General features: G+C 64.8%; 14 protein-coding genes. 8 read left to right on the top strand and 6 right to left on the bottom strand.

Annotated elements, in window-relative coordinates:
* Positions 1 to 31 precede the first annotated feature (31 nt).
* Entirely contained in the window at positions 32 to 253 is a 222-nt protein-coding gene (locus tag CBW50_RS24015) for a hypothetical protein (RefSeq protein WP_099420110.1), read from the bottom strand.
* 344 nt (positions 254 to 597) lie between these two features.
* A complete protein-coding gene (locus tag CBW50_RS24010; RefSeq protein ID WP_086147849.1) occupies positions 598 to 2,361 on the bottom strand; it encodes a methyl-accepting chemotaxis protein in 1,764 nt (587 codons plus the stop codon).
* 340 nt (positions 2,362 to 2,701) lie between these two features.
* Here CBW50_RS24010 and CBW50_RS24005 point away from each other — a divergent pair, with 340 nt between their 5' ends.
* The 7 genes from CBW50_RS24005 to CBW50_RS23975 all read left to right on the top strand — a co-directional run bounded on the left by CBW50_RS24005 (position 2,702) and on the right by CBW50_RS23975 (position 11,065).
* Entirely contained in the window at positions 2,702 to 3,637 is a 936-nt protein-coding gene (locus tag CBW50_RS24005; protein ID WP_086147848.1) for a 5'-nucleotidase, read from the top strand.
* A gap of 218 nt (positions 3,638 to 3,855) precedes the next feature.
* The gene (gene mfd / locus CBW50_RS24000; RefSeq protein WP_086147847.1) at positions 3,856 to 7,299 is read left to right on the top strand and encodes a transcription-repair coupling factor; all 3,444 of its coding nucleotides are present in this window, start codon (positions 3,856 to 3,858) and stop codon (positions 7,297 to 7,299) included.
* A gap of 55 nt (positions 7,300 to 7,354) precedes the next feature.
* Positions 7,355 to 8,197: a phosphoserine phosphatase SerB gene (gene serB, locus CBW50_RS23995; RefSeq protein ID WP_086147855.1), complete on the top strand. Its 843-nt coding sequence runs from the start codon at positions 7,355 to 7,357 to the stop codon at positions 8,195 to 8,197.
* Between the two features lie 121 nt (positions 8,198 to 8,318).
* Positions 8,319 to 9,047 (top strand): nucleotidyltransferase domain-containing protein, encoded by a 729-nt coding sequence (locus CBW50_RS23990; protein WP_139842615.1) that lies wholly within the window; start codon positions 8,319 to 8,321, stop codon positions 9,045 to 9,047.
* Positions 9,044 to 9,967 (top strand): TIGR04222 domain-containing membrane protein, encoded by a 924-nt coding sequence (locus CBW50_RS29815; RefSeq protein WP_086147845.1) that lies wholly within the window; start codon positions 9,044 to 9,046, stop codon positions 9,965 to 9,967. Before CBW50_RS23990 ends, CBW50_RS29815 begins: the two co-directional genes overlap by 4 nt.
* Before the next feature lies 1 nt (position 9,968).
* Positions 9,969 to 10,811 (top strand): DUF692 family multinuclear iron-containing protein, encoded by an 843-nt coding sequence (locus CBW50_RS23980; RefSeq protein ID WP_157792271.1) that lies wholly within the window; start codon positions 9,969 to 9,971, stop codon positions 10,809 to 10,811.
* Positions 10,808 to 11,065 carry a hypothetical protein gene (locus CBW50_RS23975; protein WP_086147843.1) on the top strand — a complete coding sequence of 86 codons (258 nt, stop codon included), beginning with the start codon at positions 10,808 to 10,810 and terminating at the stop codon, positions 11,063 to 11,065. The genes CBW50_RS23980 and CBW50_RS23975 overlap by 4 nt, the downstream gene beginning before the upstream one ends.
* A 10-nt stretch (positions 11,066 to 11,075) precedes the next feature.
* Here CBW50_RS23975 and CBW50_RS23970 read toward each other — a convergent pair whose 3' ends face one another.
* On the bottom strand, positions 11,076 to 12,947 hold the full coding sequence (locus tag CBW50_RS23970) for a serine hydrolase (protein WP_172404870.1): 1,872 nt from the start codon (positions 12,945 to 12,947) through the stop codon (positions 11,076 to 11,078).
* Positions 12,948 to 13,031: 84 nt separating this feature from the next.
* Between CBW50_RS23970 and CBW50_RS23965 the strand changes: the two genes are divergently transcribed.
* Positions 13,032 to 13,394, top strand: a complete 363-nt coding sequence (locus CBW50_RS23965) for a hypothetical protein (protein WP_086147841.1) — start codon at positions 13,032 to 13,034, stop codon at positions 13,392 to 13,394.
* Between the two features lie 33 nt (positions 13,395 to 13,427).
* Here the strand turns inward: CBW50_RS23965 and CBW50_RS23960 are convergent, their stop codons facing one another.
* The 3 genes from CBW50_RS23960 to phaR all read right to left on the bottom strand — a co-directional run bounded on the left by CBW50_RS23960 (position 13,428) and on the right by phaR (position 16,841).
* Positions 13,428 to 14,594: a cystathionine beta-lyase gene (locus tag CBW50_RS23960; protein WP_086147840.1), complete on the bottom strand. Its 1,167-nt coding sequence runs from the start codon at positions 14,592 to 14,594 to the stop codon at positions 13,428 to 13,430.
* 115 nt (positions 14,595 to 14,709) lie between these two features.
* Complete coding sequence (gene rimO / locus CBW50_RS23955; RefSeq protein WP_172404871.1) at positions 14,710 to 16,065, bottom strand: 30S ribosomal protein S12 methylthiotransferase RimO; 1,356 nt, start codon at positions 16,063 to 16,065, stop codon at positions 14,710 to 14,712.
* A 212-nt stretch (positions 16,066 to 16,277) separates the two neighbouring features.
* Entirely contained in the window at positions 16,278 to 16,841 is a 564-nt protein-coding gene (gene phaR, locus CBW50_RS23950) for a polyhydroxyalkanoate synthesis repressor PhaR (protein WP_071323205.1), read from the bottom strand.
* Positions 16,842 to 16,905 lie beyond the last annotated feature (64 nt).

The raw sequence follows: 16,905 nt of genomic DNA, 5'->3' as shown, positions 1-16,905 counted from the left end.
GGGCCGCGCCAGAACCTTGCCAGGCGCGCCACTAGGCCAGCTGGCGCGGCACGGCCGGCGCGCTCCGGCGCGGCACGGCGTCAGCCGGCCCCTGGCGCAGGCGAAATACGCTGACCACCTGCAGCAGGTTCGCCGCCTCGATTTTCGGATGTTTATCATCGATCACGTCGCGCATGCCCAGTGCGGCGGTCGCCAGCAGCAGCAAGGTCAACAAGGAGCAGCGCAGGCGCGTGCCGATTTTCATATTTGCCATCTGTATTCGCATCCTTCAATGTGGTGCATCGGCCATCGCGCCGCTCTCGCATGCAAGGCTGACGGCAATGGCTGCCGCCTGCCACGAATGGCCGGACGCAGCAGGCGGAAGGGTCAGCCGGGATGTGGCCGAGGCGGGAACAAGGGTGGTACGGCAGGCAGTGTGAGTTATCTCACAAGCAATGTCGCGTTAAGTTTTGAAAAGATTTGCTTAGATGGCAAAACAGCTATTTATATAACGCTGTTTTTTTAATAAGGATAAGCCGCAGTGCGAGCCTGCGCGCACATGCAAAAACGACCGCGCATGGCGGCCGTCCGAAAGCGTGCGCTGACGCCGTCAAGCCGTCAGAACACTTCCCACTCGTCGTCGCGCGGCGCGCTCTGGCGCTGGGACGGCACGGCGTGCAGGGCCGGGCGGCCAGCGGGGGGGCGCGATGCCGGACGCTTCGGCGCCGCGCCGGCCAGCACGGCGCGCGGCGCGGCCGGCTTGGCATTCGCGTTTGCGCGCGCGGCAGGCGCCTGCGCGCCATCGAGTTTGAAGACGCTGACCACGCCGGCCAGCTGGCCCGATTGCTCCTGCAGCGATTCAGCGGCCGCCGCCGCCTCTTCCACCAGGGCCGCATTTTGCTGCGTCACCTGGTCCATCTGGCCGATGGCCTGGTTAATCTGGTCGATGCCCGAGCTCTGCTCCTGCGTGGCCAGGCTGATTTCCGCCATGATGTCCGTCACGCGCTGCACGCTGGTGACGATTTCCGCCATCGTGCTGCCCGCCTCGGCCACCAGCTTGCTGCCCGCGTCCACCGCTTCCACCGAGTCGCCGATCAGCGTCTTGATTTCTTTCGCCGCGCCAGCGGATCGTTGGGCCAGATTACGCACTTCGGAGGCCACGACGGCAAAGCCGCGCCCCTGTTCGCCCGCCCGCGCCGCTTCCACGGCTGCATTCAGGGCCAAAATGTTCGTCTGGAAGGCGATGCCGTCGATGACGGAGATGATGTCGACGATCTTGCGCGAGGAATCGTTGATGGCGTCCATGGTGTCGACCACCTTGCCCACCACCTCGCCGCCCTTGACGGCCACGCCCGAGGCGCTGCGCGCCAGCTGGTTGGCCTGCTGGGCGTTATCGGCGTTCTGCCGCACGGTGGAGGTCAGTTCCTCCATCGACGACGCCGTCTCTTCCAGCGAACTGGCCTGTTCTTCCGTGCGCGAGGACAGGTCCAGGTTGCCGCTGGCAATTTCCGACGACGCCGTGGCGATCGTCTCCGTGCCGCTGCGCACCTGGCTGACGATATTCACCAGGCTGGCGTTCATGTCTTTCAGCGCCTGCAGCAGCTGGCCCGTTTCTTCCGTCGTGTGCACCTCGATATGGCTCGTCAGGTCGCCCGACGCCACCGTCTGCGCCACTTTCACGGCCGAATTGATCGGCTGCGTGATGGCCCGCGTGATGTAGGCGGCGCAGCCGATGCCCAGCGCCGAAGCCAGCAGCCCAAGGATCAGCATCAGGCTTTCCGAACGGATCACGGCCGCGCTGCCTTCCTTGACGCTGGCGTCGGCCACGCCGTTATTGAGCTTGATGATTTCATTGAGCGAGGCCTCGGCCTTGCCGAACAGGCCGCGCGAATCCAGGTAGGTCTTGTAGAAGGCCACGAACAGCTCTTTCTGCCGTTGCTCGTCGCGGTTATCGGCCAGCTGGCGCAGGATGGCGCGCACCTTGTCGTCCTCGCCCTTCCAGGCGGCCCATTCCTCCAGGAAACGCTTCCACAGCACGGCTTCCTCGGGCGTTTGCGGCAGCGGTTCGTACAGCTTGCGGCCCGCCTCGATATTGCTCCAGGCCTTGGTGCGCAGCTGCAGCGCTTCCGCGAACTTGTCTTGCGACTGGTAATTGTTTTCATAGATGGCGGCCGTCAGGGTGGCGGCGGCGACGGCCGTCTGGCCCTCGTTCATCATCATCAGGCCCTGGATCGACGGCAGGCGCACCACGCCGATTTCATTGACGGCGTTGCCCACGGTGGCGATGCCCGTGTAGCCGCAGACGCCAACCACGAGCAGGGCCGCCATCATCACGGCGACGAGGGTCGCCAACTTCCACTTGATCAGTAAATTCTTAAACATCGCGGTATCCTTTATTAGTCAAAACGGCTGCTGGCAAGGTTGAGGCTGGCATGTTCGGGTAGAACGGCTGACACTTGTATAAAGGTGGCGGGGTTGGGGCGTACGCTTCGTTACAATTGGCGAGAATTCATAACTGGAAGCATAGTGGAAAATACGCGCGCTGGCTGCTACATACTTGATACAGGACAAGATTTCTTTCTTTACTGTGGCGCGCCTTGTACAGAAGCATCCCAGATTGCCGCAATGTCATGCTTTAACAGGAATAAATCGCCGCGCGCCCCTATTGGCTGCGCAGTTGATAGTCGTATAAGATGAGCAACAAGCAAACAACAGGCAGACCATGGCTTATCCTATCGAACACAAACTGGTGATCGGCGTCGCGTCCAGCGCGCTGTTCGACCTGTCCGAATCGCACCAGGTCTACCTCGACAGCGGCCCCGAGGAATACCGCAAGTACCAGGAAACGCATATCGACACGGTCTTGCCGCGCGGCGTGGCCTTCCCCTTCATCCGCCGTTTCCTGAACATCAACAAGCACTATCCGCGCCAGTCGCCCGTGGAAGTGGTGCTGTTTTCGCGCAATTCACCGGAAACGGGCTTGCGCGTGATGCACTCGATCGCGCACTACGGCCTGGACATTTCGCGCGCCGCCTTCATGACGGGCAAGTCGCCGTATCCGTATCTGCCCGCCTTCAATGCCTCGCTCTTCCTCAGCGCGAATGAGGACGACGTGCGCAGCGCCCTGGCCTGCAACTATCCGGCCGGCCTGGTGCTGCCGTCGCGCACGGAAGACGATGAAAACGACGAGGAACTGCGCGTGGCCTTCGATTTCGACGGCGTGATCGCCGACGACGAAGCGGAAACCGTGTTCAAGCGCAACAATGACGTCGATGAATTCCACGCCCATGAAACCCTGAACGTGGGCACGCCGCACCGCCCCGGCCCCCTGGCCGACCTGTTCCAGAAGCTGGCCACCATGCAGCGCCTGGAAGAAAGGGCGCAGCGGCGCGACCCCGGCTACAGGAAGATCCTGCGCATCGCCATCATCACGGCGCGCAACGCGCCCTCGCACGAACGGGTCGTGACGACCCTGAAAAGCTGGGGCGTGGCGGCCGACGAGACGTTTTTCCTCGGCGGCATGGACAAGTCGCGCGTGCTGGCCGTGTTCAAGCCGCATATCTTCTTCGACGACCAGTTGAGCCACCTCAAATCGGCGGGCGGCACGATACCGATGGTGCATGTCCCATTCGGCATCGCCAATGTCCGCGCAGGATAAAACCTGCTGCGCGTCGCGCCTTGCGGCCTGCGATGCTCACCGTACTAGCGTACGGCTGCGCTTCTTGACCACAAATCGCTGCCGCTCGCGACGGTTTTCTCAAGCGCGGAGGTGCGGGCGATGGTCTATAATCTCGCCTGTCAGCGCCGTCACTGGCGGCGCGGCGCGCACCACAGCTGTTCCACTCAACTGCCTCTGCCACTAGTGTCATCGCCTGCATGTCCTTAGACTTAACAAAAGCCCTCCCCAAGCCCGGCAACCGCTATGCGCTGCCCGCCCTGTATGGTTCATCCGACGCCCATGCCCTGGCGCTGGCCGCGCTGGCACTGAAAGCGCGTGGCCAGATGCTGGCCGTGGTGGTGGCGCAGGCCAGCGACGGCCAGCGCCTGCTCGATGAAATTCCGTGGTTTGGCGGCACGCAGCTGCGCTGCCATCTGCTGCCGGACTGGGAAACCCTGCCCTATGACGCCTTTTCGCCGCACCAGGACCTGGTCTCCGAACGCCTGGCCACCCTGCACGAAATCCAGACGCGCCAGTGCGACGTGCTGATCGTGCCGGCCACCACGGCGCTGGTGCGCCTGGCGCCGCCGTCCTTTTTGGCCGCCTACACCTTCTTCTTCAAGAAGGGCGAAACGCTGGACGAGGCGCGCCTGAAGTCGCAGCTGACACTGGCCGGCTACAGCCACGTGTCGCAAGTGATGTCGCCGGGCGAATACTCGGTGCGCGGCGGCCTGCTCGACCTGTTCCCCATGGGGTCCGCCCTGCCCTACCGGCTCGACCTGTTCGGCGACACCATCGAAACCATCCGCACGTTTGACGCCGACACCCAGCGCTCGCTGTATCCCGTGCACGAAGTGCGGCTGCTGCCGGGCCGCGAATTTCCCATGGACGAGGCGGCCCGCACCACCTTCCGCAACCGCTGGCGCGAACAGTTCGAGGGCGACCCGTCGCGCTCGGTCGTCTACAAGGACATCAGCAGCGGCATCGCCTCGGCCGGCATCGAATATTATTTACCGCTGTTCTTCGAGCAGACGGCCACCCTGTTCGACTACCTGCCGCCGGACGCCTCGCTGGCCCTGGTGGGCGAGATCGACGCCGCCATCGGGCGCTTCTGGACCGATACGCAGTCGCGCTACCGCTTTTTAAAAGCCGACCGCGAGCGGCCGATTTTGCCGCCCGAAGCGCTGTTCCTGTCCGACGAGCAGTTCTTCGGCCTGGCCAAGCCGTACCCGCGCCTGGCCATCACGAAATCGAACGACGCGCTGGCGTCCGAACTGTCGGCGCCGATTCCCAACATCGCCGTCAACCGCCGCGCCGACGACCCGCTGGCCAACCTGCGCAGCTACCTGCTGCAAGCGGGCCGCCGCGTGATGATCTGCGCCGAATCGAACGGCCGCCGCGAAACCCTGCAGCAGTACTTCAGCGAATACGATCTGCACCTGGCGCCCGTGGAAGGCAGCGACGGCTTTTTGCAATCAAGCGCCAAGCTGATGCTGGGCGTGGCGCCGCTGCATGCCGGCTTTGAACTGTTCACGCCGGACGGCAATCTGGCCTTCATCACGGAGACGGAGCTGTATGCCGGTTCCGGCCGCCGCGTCGGCAGCAAGAAACAGGAAGGCGTGACGCAGGTCGAGTCGATGGTGCGCGACCTGTCGGAACTCAAGATCGGCGACCCCGTCGTGCACATCAACCACGGCATCGGGCGCTACATGGGCCTGACCAGCATGGACCTGGGCGAAGGCGAAACGGAATTTTTGCACCTCGAATACGCCAAGGACACCAAACTGTACGTGCCCGTGTCGCAGCTGCACGTCATTTCCCGCTATTCGGGCGCCTCGCCGGAAGACGCGCCGCTGCACTCGCTCGGCTCGGGCCAGTGGGAAAAAGCCAAGAAACGCGCGGCCGAACAGGTGCGCGACACGGCCGCCGAGCTGCTCAACCTGTATGCGCGCCGCGCGCTGCGCCAGGGCCACTCGTTCGAATTCTCGTCGCACGACTACCAGCGCTTCGCCGACAGCTTCGGCTTCGACGAAACGCCGGACCAGGCCGAAGCCATCCGCAACGTCATCAAGGACATGACCTCCGGCAAACCGATGGACCGCCTCGTATGCGGCGACGTCGGCTTCGGCAAGACGGAAGTAGCCTTGCGCGCCGCCTTCATCGCCGTCATGGGCGGCAAGCAGGTGGCGATACTGGCGCCCACCACCCTGCTGGCCGAGCAGCACGCGCAAACCTTCGCCGACCGCTTCGCCGACTGGCCCGTGCGCATCGCGGAATTGTCGCGCTTTCGCAGCGGCAAGGAGATCACGCAGGCGTTCAAGGGCATGGCCGACGGCACCATCGACATCGTCATCGGCACGCACAAGCTGCTGTCCGATGATGTGAAGTTTACCCGTCTGGGCCTGGTCATCATTGACGAAGAACACAGGTTCGGCGTGCGCCAGAAGGAAGCCTTGAAGGCCTTGCGCGCGGAAGTGGACGTGCTGACCCTGACGGCCACGCCGATCCCGCGCACCCTGGGCATGGCGCTGGAAGGCTTGCGCGACTTTTCCATCATCGCCACGGCGCCGCAAAAGCGCCTGGCCATCAAGACGTTTGTCCGCAGCGAGGGCGAAGCCATCATCCGCGAAGCGTGTTTGCGCGAACTCAAGCGCGGTGGCCAGATCTACTTCCTGCACAACGAGGTGGAAACCATCCAGAACCGCCTGGCCATGCTGACCGAACTGCTGCCCGAGGCGCGCATCGCCGTGGCGCACGGCCAGATGCACGAGCGCGACCTGGAAAAGGTCATGCGCGACTTCGTCGCCCAGCGCTTCAATATTTTGCTGTGCACGACGATCATCGAGACGGGCATCGACGTGCCGACGGCGAACACCATCATCATGCACCGCGCCGACAAGTTCGGCCTGGCGCAGCTGCACCAGCTGCGCGGCCGCGTGGGCCGCTCGCATCACCAGGCCTACGCCTACCTGCTGGTGCACGACGTGCAGGGCCTGTCGAAGCTGGCGCAGCGCCGCCTGGACGCCATCCAGCAGATGGAAGAACTGGGCAGCGGCTTTTACCTGGCCATGCACGACCTGGAAATCCGCGGCGCCGGCGAGGTGCTGGGCGAGAGCCAGTCGGGCGAGATGACGGAAATCGGCTTCCAGCTGTATTCGGACATGCTCAACGAAGCCGTGCGCTCGCTGAAGGCCGGCAAGGAGCCGGACCTGGCCGCGCCGCTGGCGTCGACCACCGAGATCAACCTGCACGTGCCGGCCCTGCTGCCGGCCGACTTCTGCGGCGACGTGCACGAGCGCCTGTCGATCTACAAGCGCCTGGCCAACTGCGCCACGCAAGAGAAGATCGACGATATCCAGGAAGAGCTGATCGACCGCTTCGGCAAGCTGCCCGACGCCGTCAAGGCGCTGGTCGAGACGCACCGATTGCGCATCGCGGCGAAAACCGTGGGCATCGTCAAGATCGACGTGCATGGCGAGGCGGCCACCCTGCAATTCATGGCCAAGCCGCCCATCGATCCGATGCGCATCATCGGCCTGATCCARAAAAACCGCCACATCAAGCTGCATGGCCAGGACAAGCTGAAAATCACGGCCGCCATGCCGGACCTGGCCGCGCGCGTGACGCAGATCAAGACCACCATCAAGCAATTGACGGTGTAGACCATTCATATCATTTATGCAGGCCTGACCCATGACCAACACGACTTCCATCACCATGAACCTGATCCTGCAGGGCCTGGACGGCGACAGCGCCCGCCTCGAGCGCATCGCGGCCCTGGCCGCGCCGACCTCCGTCACGCGCCTGGGGCCGAACGCCGTGCGCTGCGAGCAGATCGCCTATTCGCCCGCGCTGCGCCCCACCATCGAAGTGGCGGCGCAGGCGGCGCAGCTGGACGCCACCTACATGATGGGCCAGCGCGAACTGAGTGAATTCAAGCTGGTGGCGATGGACATGGATTCGACCCTGATCACCATCGAGTGCATCGATGAAATCGCCGACATGCAGGGCCTCAAACCGCAGGTGGCGGCCATCACGGAAGCGGCCATGCGGGGCGAACTCGATTTCGCCGCCAGTTTGAAGCAGCGCGTGGCCCTGCTCGAAGGCCTGGACGCGTCGGCCCTGCAGCGCGTCTACGATGAACGCCTGCAGCTGTCGCCGGGCGCCGAAACCATGCTGGCGGCCGTGCAAAAGGCAGGCCTGAAGACGCTGCTGGTGTCGGGCGGCTTTACTTTCTTCACGCAGCGCCTGAAGGAGCGCCTGGGCCTCGATTACACGCATGCGAACGAACTGGAAATCGTCGACGGCAAGCTGACGGGCAAGGTGTTGGGCGGCATCGTCGACGCCGAGGAAAAGCAGCGCACCGTGGAGCGCGTATGCGCCGAGATGGGTATTGCGCCATCGCAAGCCATCGTCATGGGCGACGGCGCCAACGATTTGAAAATGATGGGCATCGCCGGCCTGTCCGTGGCCTTCCGCGCCAAGCCCGTGGTGCGCTCGCAGGCGGACGTGGCGCTGAACTTTGTGGGCCTTGACGGCTTGCTCAACGTATTGAGCTAAACCGGGCTGGCCTGGGCCGGCGCTCTCTGGCGCGGGAACGGACGGTGCGCGCACGATGGCATAAGTTTGCTATATTGCAAACTTATGCGCATCGCGCCAGCCCTCCGTGAAAGAACACCGCATGCCGCCACCGCTGCCAGAAGAAATACAACGCCACCTGGATGTGTTCGTCGCCGCTGCGCAAAACGCTTTTGGCGCCAACCTGGCCGCCGCCGTGCTGTTTGGCTCGGCCGCCGATGGCCAGCTGCGCGCCACGTCCGACGTCAACCTGCTGTTGCTGCTCAAGCGCTTTACGCCGCAGGCGGCCGACGCGCTGCGCAGCCCCTTGCGCCTGGCACACGCCGCCATCGATTTGCAGGTGATGTTCTTGCAAGAAAACGAACTGGCCGACGCCGCCGACGCCTTCGCCGTCAAATTTGCCGACATCATCGCGCGCCACCGGGTCTTGCTGGGCAATAATCCTTTCGCCAGCCTGCACACCAGCCGCGACGCCGTGCTGCGCCGGCTGCGGCAAGTGCTGCTGAACCAGCAACTGCGCATGCGCGAACGCTATCTGCTCCTGAGCGTGAACGAAGAACAGCTGGCCGGCGCCATCGCCGACGCGGCCGGCCCCTTGCGCTCGGCCGCCGCCTCGCTGGCGCAGCTGGAGGGCAAGCCCGCGCTGTCCGGCAAGCAGGCGCTCGAAGCGTTTGTCGACCAGCTGGGCGAACCATCGCTGCACGCAGCCCTGCAAGCGATGTCGACGGCGCGCGAAACGGCGCGCCTGGCGCCGGGGCAGGCGCTGCCCGCCTTCACGGGCCTGATGACGATTACCGAACACCTGCGCGAACACGCGGAGACCATGCGGTGAGCGGCGTCAATCCGTTCGACTGGAGCGGGCCCTGGTTCCTGCTGGCCTACCTGATCTTCGGCCTGCTCGTGTACTACGGCGTGCGCGAACTGCTGATCCGCATCGAATTGCGCAATCCGCATGCCCGGCTGGCGCTGGCCGACGATCCCTACCGCATCGCCTTCCTGCGCGGCGGCGCGCTCGAAGCCGTGAAAATCGCCGCCATCGTGCTGGTCGACCGGGGCTTGCTGCGCGCCGACGGCCCGCTGCTGGAAACGGCCAGCGCCGACAGCCTGCGCTTCGCCAGCCACGACATCGAACGCGACGTGCTGCGGCTGTACCTGGGCCGCCAGGGCCACAGCCGGGAACTGGCCGTGCAGGCCGGGACGCTGCCCGCGTGCCGCGCCTACCAGGAGACCCTGACGCAGCAGGAATTGCTGGTCGGCCCGCCGCTGCTGCGCCGGCGCGAACGCCTCACCCGGCCCGCGCACTGGCTGCTGCTGACGGTGGCCGTCACCAAGGCCGTCATCGCCATCGGCCGCCAGCACTACAAGCTGCTGTTCCTGGCGCTGCTGCTGGCGATATTCCTGCTGATGCTGCGCGGCTTGCGCACCCAGGCGACCAGCTGGAGCGCGCAGCGGCTGCTGAGCGACTTGCGCATGCTGTTTGGCCGCCTGAACATGCGCGCGTCGCGCCTGCAGGCGGGCAGCAACAGCGCCGACATGGCGCTGCTGGCCGCCATCTTCGGCATCGGCGCCCTGCCCCCGTCCGTGTATGCCTACGTCGCCGGGCTGTATCCGGTACCGCGGCAAGGCACCGGCGGCGACTCCTCGTCCGGCGGCTCGGGCGACTCGGGCGGCTCCTCATCGGGCGATGGCGGCGGCGATGGCGGCGGCAGCGGCTGCGGCGGTTGCGGCGGTGGCGGCGGCTGTGGCAGTTGAGTTGAGGGCAGCGCGCGACCGCGTCGGCCTGGGCTGGCGCGGCGAACTGGCTGCCGGTATTTTGTCCAACCTGGCGCGGATCGACGTGCTGGAAGTGATCGCCGACGATTATTACCGCGCCTCGCGCGCCGGCATCGCCGCCCTGGGCAGCCTGGCGCGCCAGGTGCCGCTCAGCCTGCACGGCGTCGGCATGGGGCTGGCCTCGACGATACCCGCCGAGCCGCGCCGGCTGCACGCGATGGCGCGCCTGATGAAGATGGTGCAGGCAGAGTCGTGGTCCGAGCACCTGAGCTTCGTGCGCGCCGGCGGCGTCGAGATCGGCCACCTGGCCGCGCCGCCGCGCACGCCGCACAGCGCGGCCGGCGCCATCGCCAATATCGCGCTGGCCACGCGCATCGTCGGCAGCGCGCCGCTGATGGAAAACATCGCCACCCTGGTCCAGCCGCCCGCCAGCACGCTGGACGAAGCGCAGTGGCTGGCGCGCATCCTTGACGGCGCGCAAGTGCCGCTGCTGCTGGACCTGCATAATCTGTATGCGAACGCCGTCAATTTTGGCGAAGAGCCGGAGCAGATGCTGCTGCGCCTGCCCCTGGCCAGGGTCGGCGCCGTGCACCTGAGCGGCGGGCACTGGATCGATGCGCCGGGCGGCGGCCAGCGGCTGCTGGACGACCATCTGCACGATGTGCCGCCCGCCGTCTTCGAGCTGTTGACCGTGCTGGCGCGCCACGCGCCGCAACCGTTGACGGTGATCGTCGAACGCGACGGCAATTACCCGTCATTCGAGCATGTGCTGGACCAGCTGGAACTGGCGCGCGCGGCCTTGCGCGCGGGGCGCAGCGCATGAGTTCTCCCGCCCTGGAAACCTATCTGGCCAGGCTGTACACGGACGACGCCGTGCGTGACGCCTTCCTGCTCGAACCCCGTGCGCAAGCGCTGCTGCATGGCTTGTCGCCGCAGGAAGCGGACGCGCTGGCCGCGATGGACCGCGTCGGCCTGCGGCTGGCGGCGGCCAGCTACGGCGCCAAGCGCGCCGCGCGCGGCACGCTGGAAAAGCCGGCGCAACGCTGGTGGCGCCGCCTGCTGCCAGTGCGGCGCTGAGCGCCCGCGGCTACAGATGCCACAAACGCAGCGGCAGCAAGCCCCACCAGGCCAGCACCAGCAGCAGCTGCAGCGCCGCCAGCAAGGCCAGCCAATCCCATGTCGCCAATGTGCCCGATTCGGCCGCCGCGCCGCGGCTGCGCCAGCAGCGCGCCAGGCCGAACGCCATGGCCAGCGGCAGCGCGCCCGTCGCCAGCGCCAGCAGCACGCTGGCGACCGTCACGTCGCCCAGGCGCAGGAAGGACTGGAAATAGAAAAACGGCAGCGGCAGGAGCAGCGCCAGCAGCGACAGCAAGGGCGCGAACAGATGGTCGCCCCGTCCCAGGCCGCGCCGCGCGGCGCGCCAGGCGCCCACCAGCAGCACGTACAGCAAGCCGGCGGCGCCCAGGGCCAGGCTGCCCCACAGCACCAGCATGCGCAGCATCGAGGCCCGTTCATAGCTGCGCAAGCCGTCGCTGAGGATATGCTTGCCATCTTCCTGCATCAGCACGTGCGACGGCGTGCTGCGGTCGCTGGCGCGGAACAGCAGGCCGCCCACCGGTTCCAGTTCCCTGGGTTCGCCCTGGAACGGAATCAGGAACAGCGCTTCGCCATCCCACTTGACGCGCGTAAAACCGAAGACGGCATCGACCCAGGCCATGCTGGCCATGGCGCCGGGCGACGGCACGTAGACGCCCTGCCAGTTTTCCACCGTGGGCGCGGGCGTGCCGCGCGGGGCCGGCGCGCGCAGCGGCAGCTCCAGGTCGCGCAGCAGCAGGCGGTTGAAGCGTTCATAGTCGGCATGCTCGGCATCCGTATTGAAGGCCACGAAAAACGCGCTGTCCTGCTCCGGATAGATGCACAGCATGGCGCGAAAACCGACGGCCGTGCCCGGGTGGCAGGCGCCCACCACGTTGTGGCGGTCGCGCATGGCCAGCGCCAGGCCGTGGCCCGTCGCCAGGCCCGCCTGCGCCGCATCCGTGCCGGCCGGCTCGGACAAGGCGCCCATCAGGGCCAGGTCGATGAACTGCGCGCCCTGCAGCTTGCCGTCGCCCATTAAAAACTGCGCCAGCTTGCCCATGTCGGCCGCCGTGGTGGTGAACTGCGCGGCCGGGCGCAGATACTGCGGCACGGCCGGCTGCGCCGCGCCATGCTCGAAGTAGCCCATGGCCAGGCGCGGGTCCGCGTGCGCGCCTGTCTGGCTGACAAAGCCAAACGTGCTGTCCGCCATGCCCAGCGGCTGCAGCAGCTGCGCATCGAGGTAGCGTTCATACGGCTGGCCCGTGACTTTTTCGATCACCATGCCCAGCAAGCCATAGCCCATGTTCGAGTAGGCATAGCGGCTGCCGGGCCGCGTGCGCACGCGCAGCAGATTGCCGCCGCCGTCAAAAGCGGCGGCCAGCGGCGCGTCCGGCGCCGGGTGCAGGCTGAACGCCTGCCAGAAGCGGGCGTTGTCCAGGCCGGACGTATGCGCCAGCAGGTGGCGGATGCGCACGGGGTCGCTTGCCAGCCACGGGTTTTTCAGCGCCAGTTCCGGCAGCACCTGCTGCAAGGGCGTATCGAGCGTGAGCTTGTCTTCGCTGACCAGGCGCAGCACGCCCAGCGCCAGCGCCACCTTGCCCACGGAACCCACCTGCACGCGCGTGTCCGCCTGCATGGGGACTTGTCTGGCGGCATCGCGCAGGCCGGAGGCGCCGACTTTGACTGTGCCATCAGGCAAGACTTCACTCCAGACGGCGCCCGCCAGCCCCTCCTCCTTCAAGCCGGCGGCAAACTCCGCTTCCAGGGTGCCGCCGGCGGCATGCGCCGCCGTGGTGCAGCACAGCAGCAAGGCCGGCACGGCGCGGCGCAGCCAAAACCTGGCGCGCGCGGCCAGGGTGGAATATTGATTTCGTTTTAACAATGTATTCTGCCTTTTTGCCATGGACGGCGCTCCCGCGCCGCTTTGCTTGTTACAATTAAAAATTGAGCAACGACGGGAGGCTTCATGTCACAAGATATTATTTTGGATACCCAACTCCAGCAGACCAGGAACCTGGCCTGGTGGCTGTACCTGATACATGGCGCCAGCTTCGTGTTTTCGCTGGGCGCGTTTTCCTTCATTCCGCTCATCATCAATTACGTGAAGCGGGACGAGGCGGCCGGGACCTTCGTCTACAGCCATCACAGCTGGATGATCCGTTCCTTCTGGTGGTATCTGGCCTGGGTCGTCCTCGGCGCCGTGCTGTGGGTCACCATCATCGGCATTCCGCTGGCCTTCGTCGTCTGGGGCGTGGCCTGGCTGTGGAAAGCGTATCGTTTGCTGCGCGGCTTCATCGACCTGAACAACAACAGCCCCGTGCCCATGTAAAGCCAGCACTTGCCGTTCGGGCAAGCCTTTGCGCTACATCGCCGCGAACGCCCGTTCGATATCGGCGATCAGATCCTGCGGCTCTTCCAGTCCCACGTTCAGGCGCACCAGCTGGCCCGGCAGCTGCCAGCCCTTGCGCATGGCGGCGATGCGGTACGGCATCACCAGGCTGTTCGCGCCGCCCCAGCTGTAGCCTATCTTGAACAATTGCAGGGCATCGACGAAGCGGTCCGTCTGCTGCTCCGTGTAGCGGGCATCGAACAGCACGGAAAACAGGCCGCCCGCGCCCGTGAAATCGCGCTGCCAGATGGCGTGGCCCGGGCAATCGGCAAAAGCCGGATGCAGCACCGTGGCAATTTCACTCCTGCCCTTGAGCCAGGCGGCCACCGTGCGCGCGCCCCTGTCGTGGGCGTCGAAGCGCAGCTTCATCGTGGGCAAGCCGCGCAGCACCAGGTAGGCGTCGTCCGCCCCCACGCCCATGCCCAGACGCATGTGCGCCTGCGCCAGGCGCTCGTGCAGCGCCCGCTCGCGCGTGATGAGCGCGCCCATCAGCACGTCGGAGCCGCCCGACTGGTATTTCGTCAGCGCCTGCATGATGATGTCCACGCCCAGGTCGAAGCCGCGCAGGGCCAGGCCGGCCGACCAGGTATTGTCCAAAGCGACGAGCACGCCGCGCGCATGGGCGGCCGCGCAGATGGCGGGCAAATCCGGCACTTCCATGGTCACGGAGCCCGGTGCTTCCGTCCAGATGAGCTTGGTATTCTCCTGGATCAATGCCGCGATGCCGGCGCCGATGAGCGGATCGTAATAGCGGGCCGTGATGCCGAAATCCTGCGCCAGCCAGCGTCCCAGTTCGCGGTTCGGGTTGTAGATATTTTCGGGAAGCAATACATCGTCGCCCGTTTTCAGCAGGGCAAAGTCCGCCATGGCGATGGCCGCCAGTCCCGACGGCGCCAGCAGGCAGTGATTTCCCCCTTCGATCCCGGCCAGCCGCGCTTCCAGCGTGAACGTGGTGGGCGTGCCGTGCAAGCCATAGGTATAGGCGTTCTTTTCTTTCCAGTCGCCCGAGCGCATGGCCGCCACGTCCTTGAACAGCACGGTCGACGCGTGATGGATGGCGTTGGGAAAGGCGGCAAAACCTTGCGGCGCCTGGTAATCGCTGTGGATCAGCGCGGTCTGCGGGGATTTGGGTGTGGTCATGGCATCGTCGGCAAATAAAAAAGGCGGATCAGCCTGTGCTGGTCCGCCTTGATTGTAAGGGCTTATGCCCTTGCCTGCCGTACGTCTGACAGAGTGTTACACCTGCGAAAAATATTTATTCCGCAGCGCCCCACAGGTCGTGCGCGTCCGCTGAAGTAATTTTCACATCAACGAACTGGCCGACGGCCAGCTTGCGGTGCGGCTCGAACGGCGGTTTGACGTAGACGACGCCGTCGATTTCGGGCGCGTCGGCGGACGAGCGGCCCACGCCGCCGGAGCGGGTGACTTCATCGATGAGCACGCGCACGGTCTTGCCGACCTTGGCCTGCAGGCGTTTCTTGGAAATTTCTTCCTGCAGCAGCATGACGCGGCCGCGGCGCTCTTCGCGCACTTCTTCCGGCACGGGATTGGCGATTTCATTGGCCGTCGCGCCTTCCACCGGGGAATAGGCGAAGCAGCCGAGGCGGTCGATCTGCGCTTCCTTGAGGAAGTCGAGCAGGTACTCGAATTCCGCTTCCGTTTCGCCAGGGAAACCGGCGATGAAAGTCGAGCGTATCGTCAGGTCCGGGTTGATGGCGCGCCAGGCCTGGATGCGGTCGAGGTTTTTCTCGCCGCTGGCCGGGCGCTTCATGCGTTTCAATACGTCAGGGTGCGCATGCTGCATCGGGATGTCGAGGTAAGGCAGGATGTGGCCGCCGCTCATCATCGGGATGATCTGGTCCACGTGCGGGTACGGGTACACATAGTGCAAACGCACCCAGGCGCCGTAGGACTTGGCCAGTTCGCCCAGCGCTTCCGTCAGCTGCGTCATGTGGGTTTTCACGGGACGGCCGTTCCAGAAGCCGGAGCGGAATTTCACGTCCACGCCATAGGCCGAGGTATCCTGCGAAATGACCAGCAATTCCTTGACGCCGGACTTGAACAGGTTTTCCGCTTCCATCATCAGTTCGCCGATCGGGCGCGAAACGAGGTCGCCGCGCATGGACGGGATGATGCAGAAACTGCAACGATGGTTGCAGCCTTCGGAAATCTTCAGGTAGGCGTAGTGCTTCGGCGTCAGCTTGACGCCCTGCGGCGGCACCAGGTCGAGGAAAGGCGCATGCGGTTTCGGCAGGTGCAAATGGACGGAATCCATCACCTCGGCCAGCGCGTGCGGGCCCGTGACGGACAGCACTTTCGGGTGCACCTTCATGATGATGTCGTCGCCGGCAGCATCTTTCTTGGCGCCCAGGCAGCCGGTGACGATCACTTTGCCGTTTTCGGCCAGCGCTTCGCCGATGGCGTCGAGCGACTCTTGCACGGCGGCGTCGATGAAACCGCAGGTATTGACGATCACCAGATCGGCGCCAGCGTAGGATTTCGCCGTTTCGTAGCCTTCGGCGCGCAGCTGGGTCAGGATTTGTTCGGAATCGACCAGTGCTTTCGGGCAGCCGAGCGAGACAAAGCCCACTTTCGGCGCCGCACCTGGCATGGCCAGCATGGCCTCGGGCTGGGCGGAAGGAACGGGAATACGGTGAATTTCAGACATAGTTGGCAGCTAGTAAAATGGTGAGGCGAATCGGCTATTGTACCCCGAGCCGCCCCTTGCCGGCAGAACTATGCTGCGAATGACACAGATTCGATATCAAAAATAGATGTGTTGAGGCGTATGGGCAGCATTGCCGCCCATCGCCTTGCCTCTGCTTACTTCTTGTCCGTCGGCGGGACGGGCGGGACAAACGGGAACGTGCCGAACAGATTCTTGCTCTGGCTCTGCATCTGTTCCTGCATCTGCACGAACAGGCTCTTGCTCTGGTCGATGTAGTTGTTCATCATGCCCTGCATCATCGGGCCCTGGACGTTCATGAACTGGGTCCACATTTCCGGGCTGAATGGCTTGCCTTCGAAGCTGCCGGCCGAGGTGCCCGTGAACTTGTGCTGGATGTCCGTGAACGCCTGCACGTTCTTTTCCAGGTAGGAACCCATCATGCCCTGCATGGCGTGGCCATAGTAGCGGATGATCTGCGACAACACGCCACTGGAAAACATGGGCACGCCGCTGGCTTCCTCTTCCAGGATGATCTGCAGCAAGATGCTGCGGGTCAGATCTTCGCTGGACTTGGCATCGACGACGGTGAATTCCTCATTGTCCAACACCAGCTGCTTGACGTCCGTCAAGGTGATGTAGGAACTGGTTTGCGTGTCGTACAGACGGCGGTTCGGGTATTTTTTAATCAGGCGGTCTATACTTTTTTTTGCACTACTCATCACAAGTTCCACTTATTGCGCCGCAGCGCATACTGAGTTGATCCGAAAAAAAAGCGAACGTGGG

The sequence above is a fragment of the Janthinobacterium sp. GW458P genome, from assembly GCF_002127585.1.
Lineage (GTDB): Bacteria > Pseudomonadota > Gammaproteobacteria > Burkholderiales > Burkholderiaceae_D > Janthinobacterium.
This window is presented reverse-complemented; position numbering and strand designations above follow the sequence as displayed.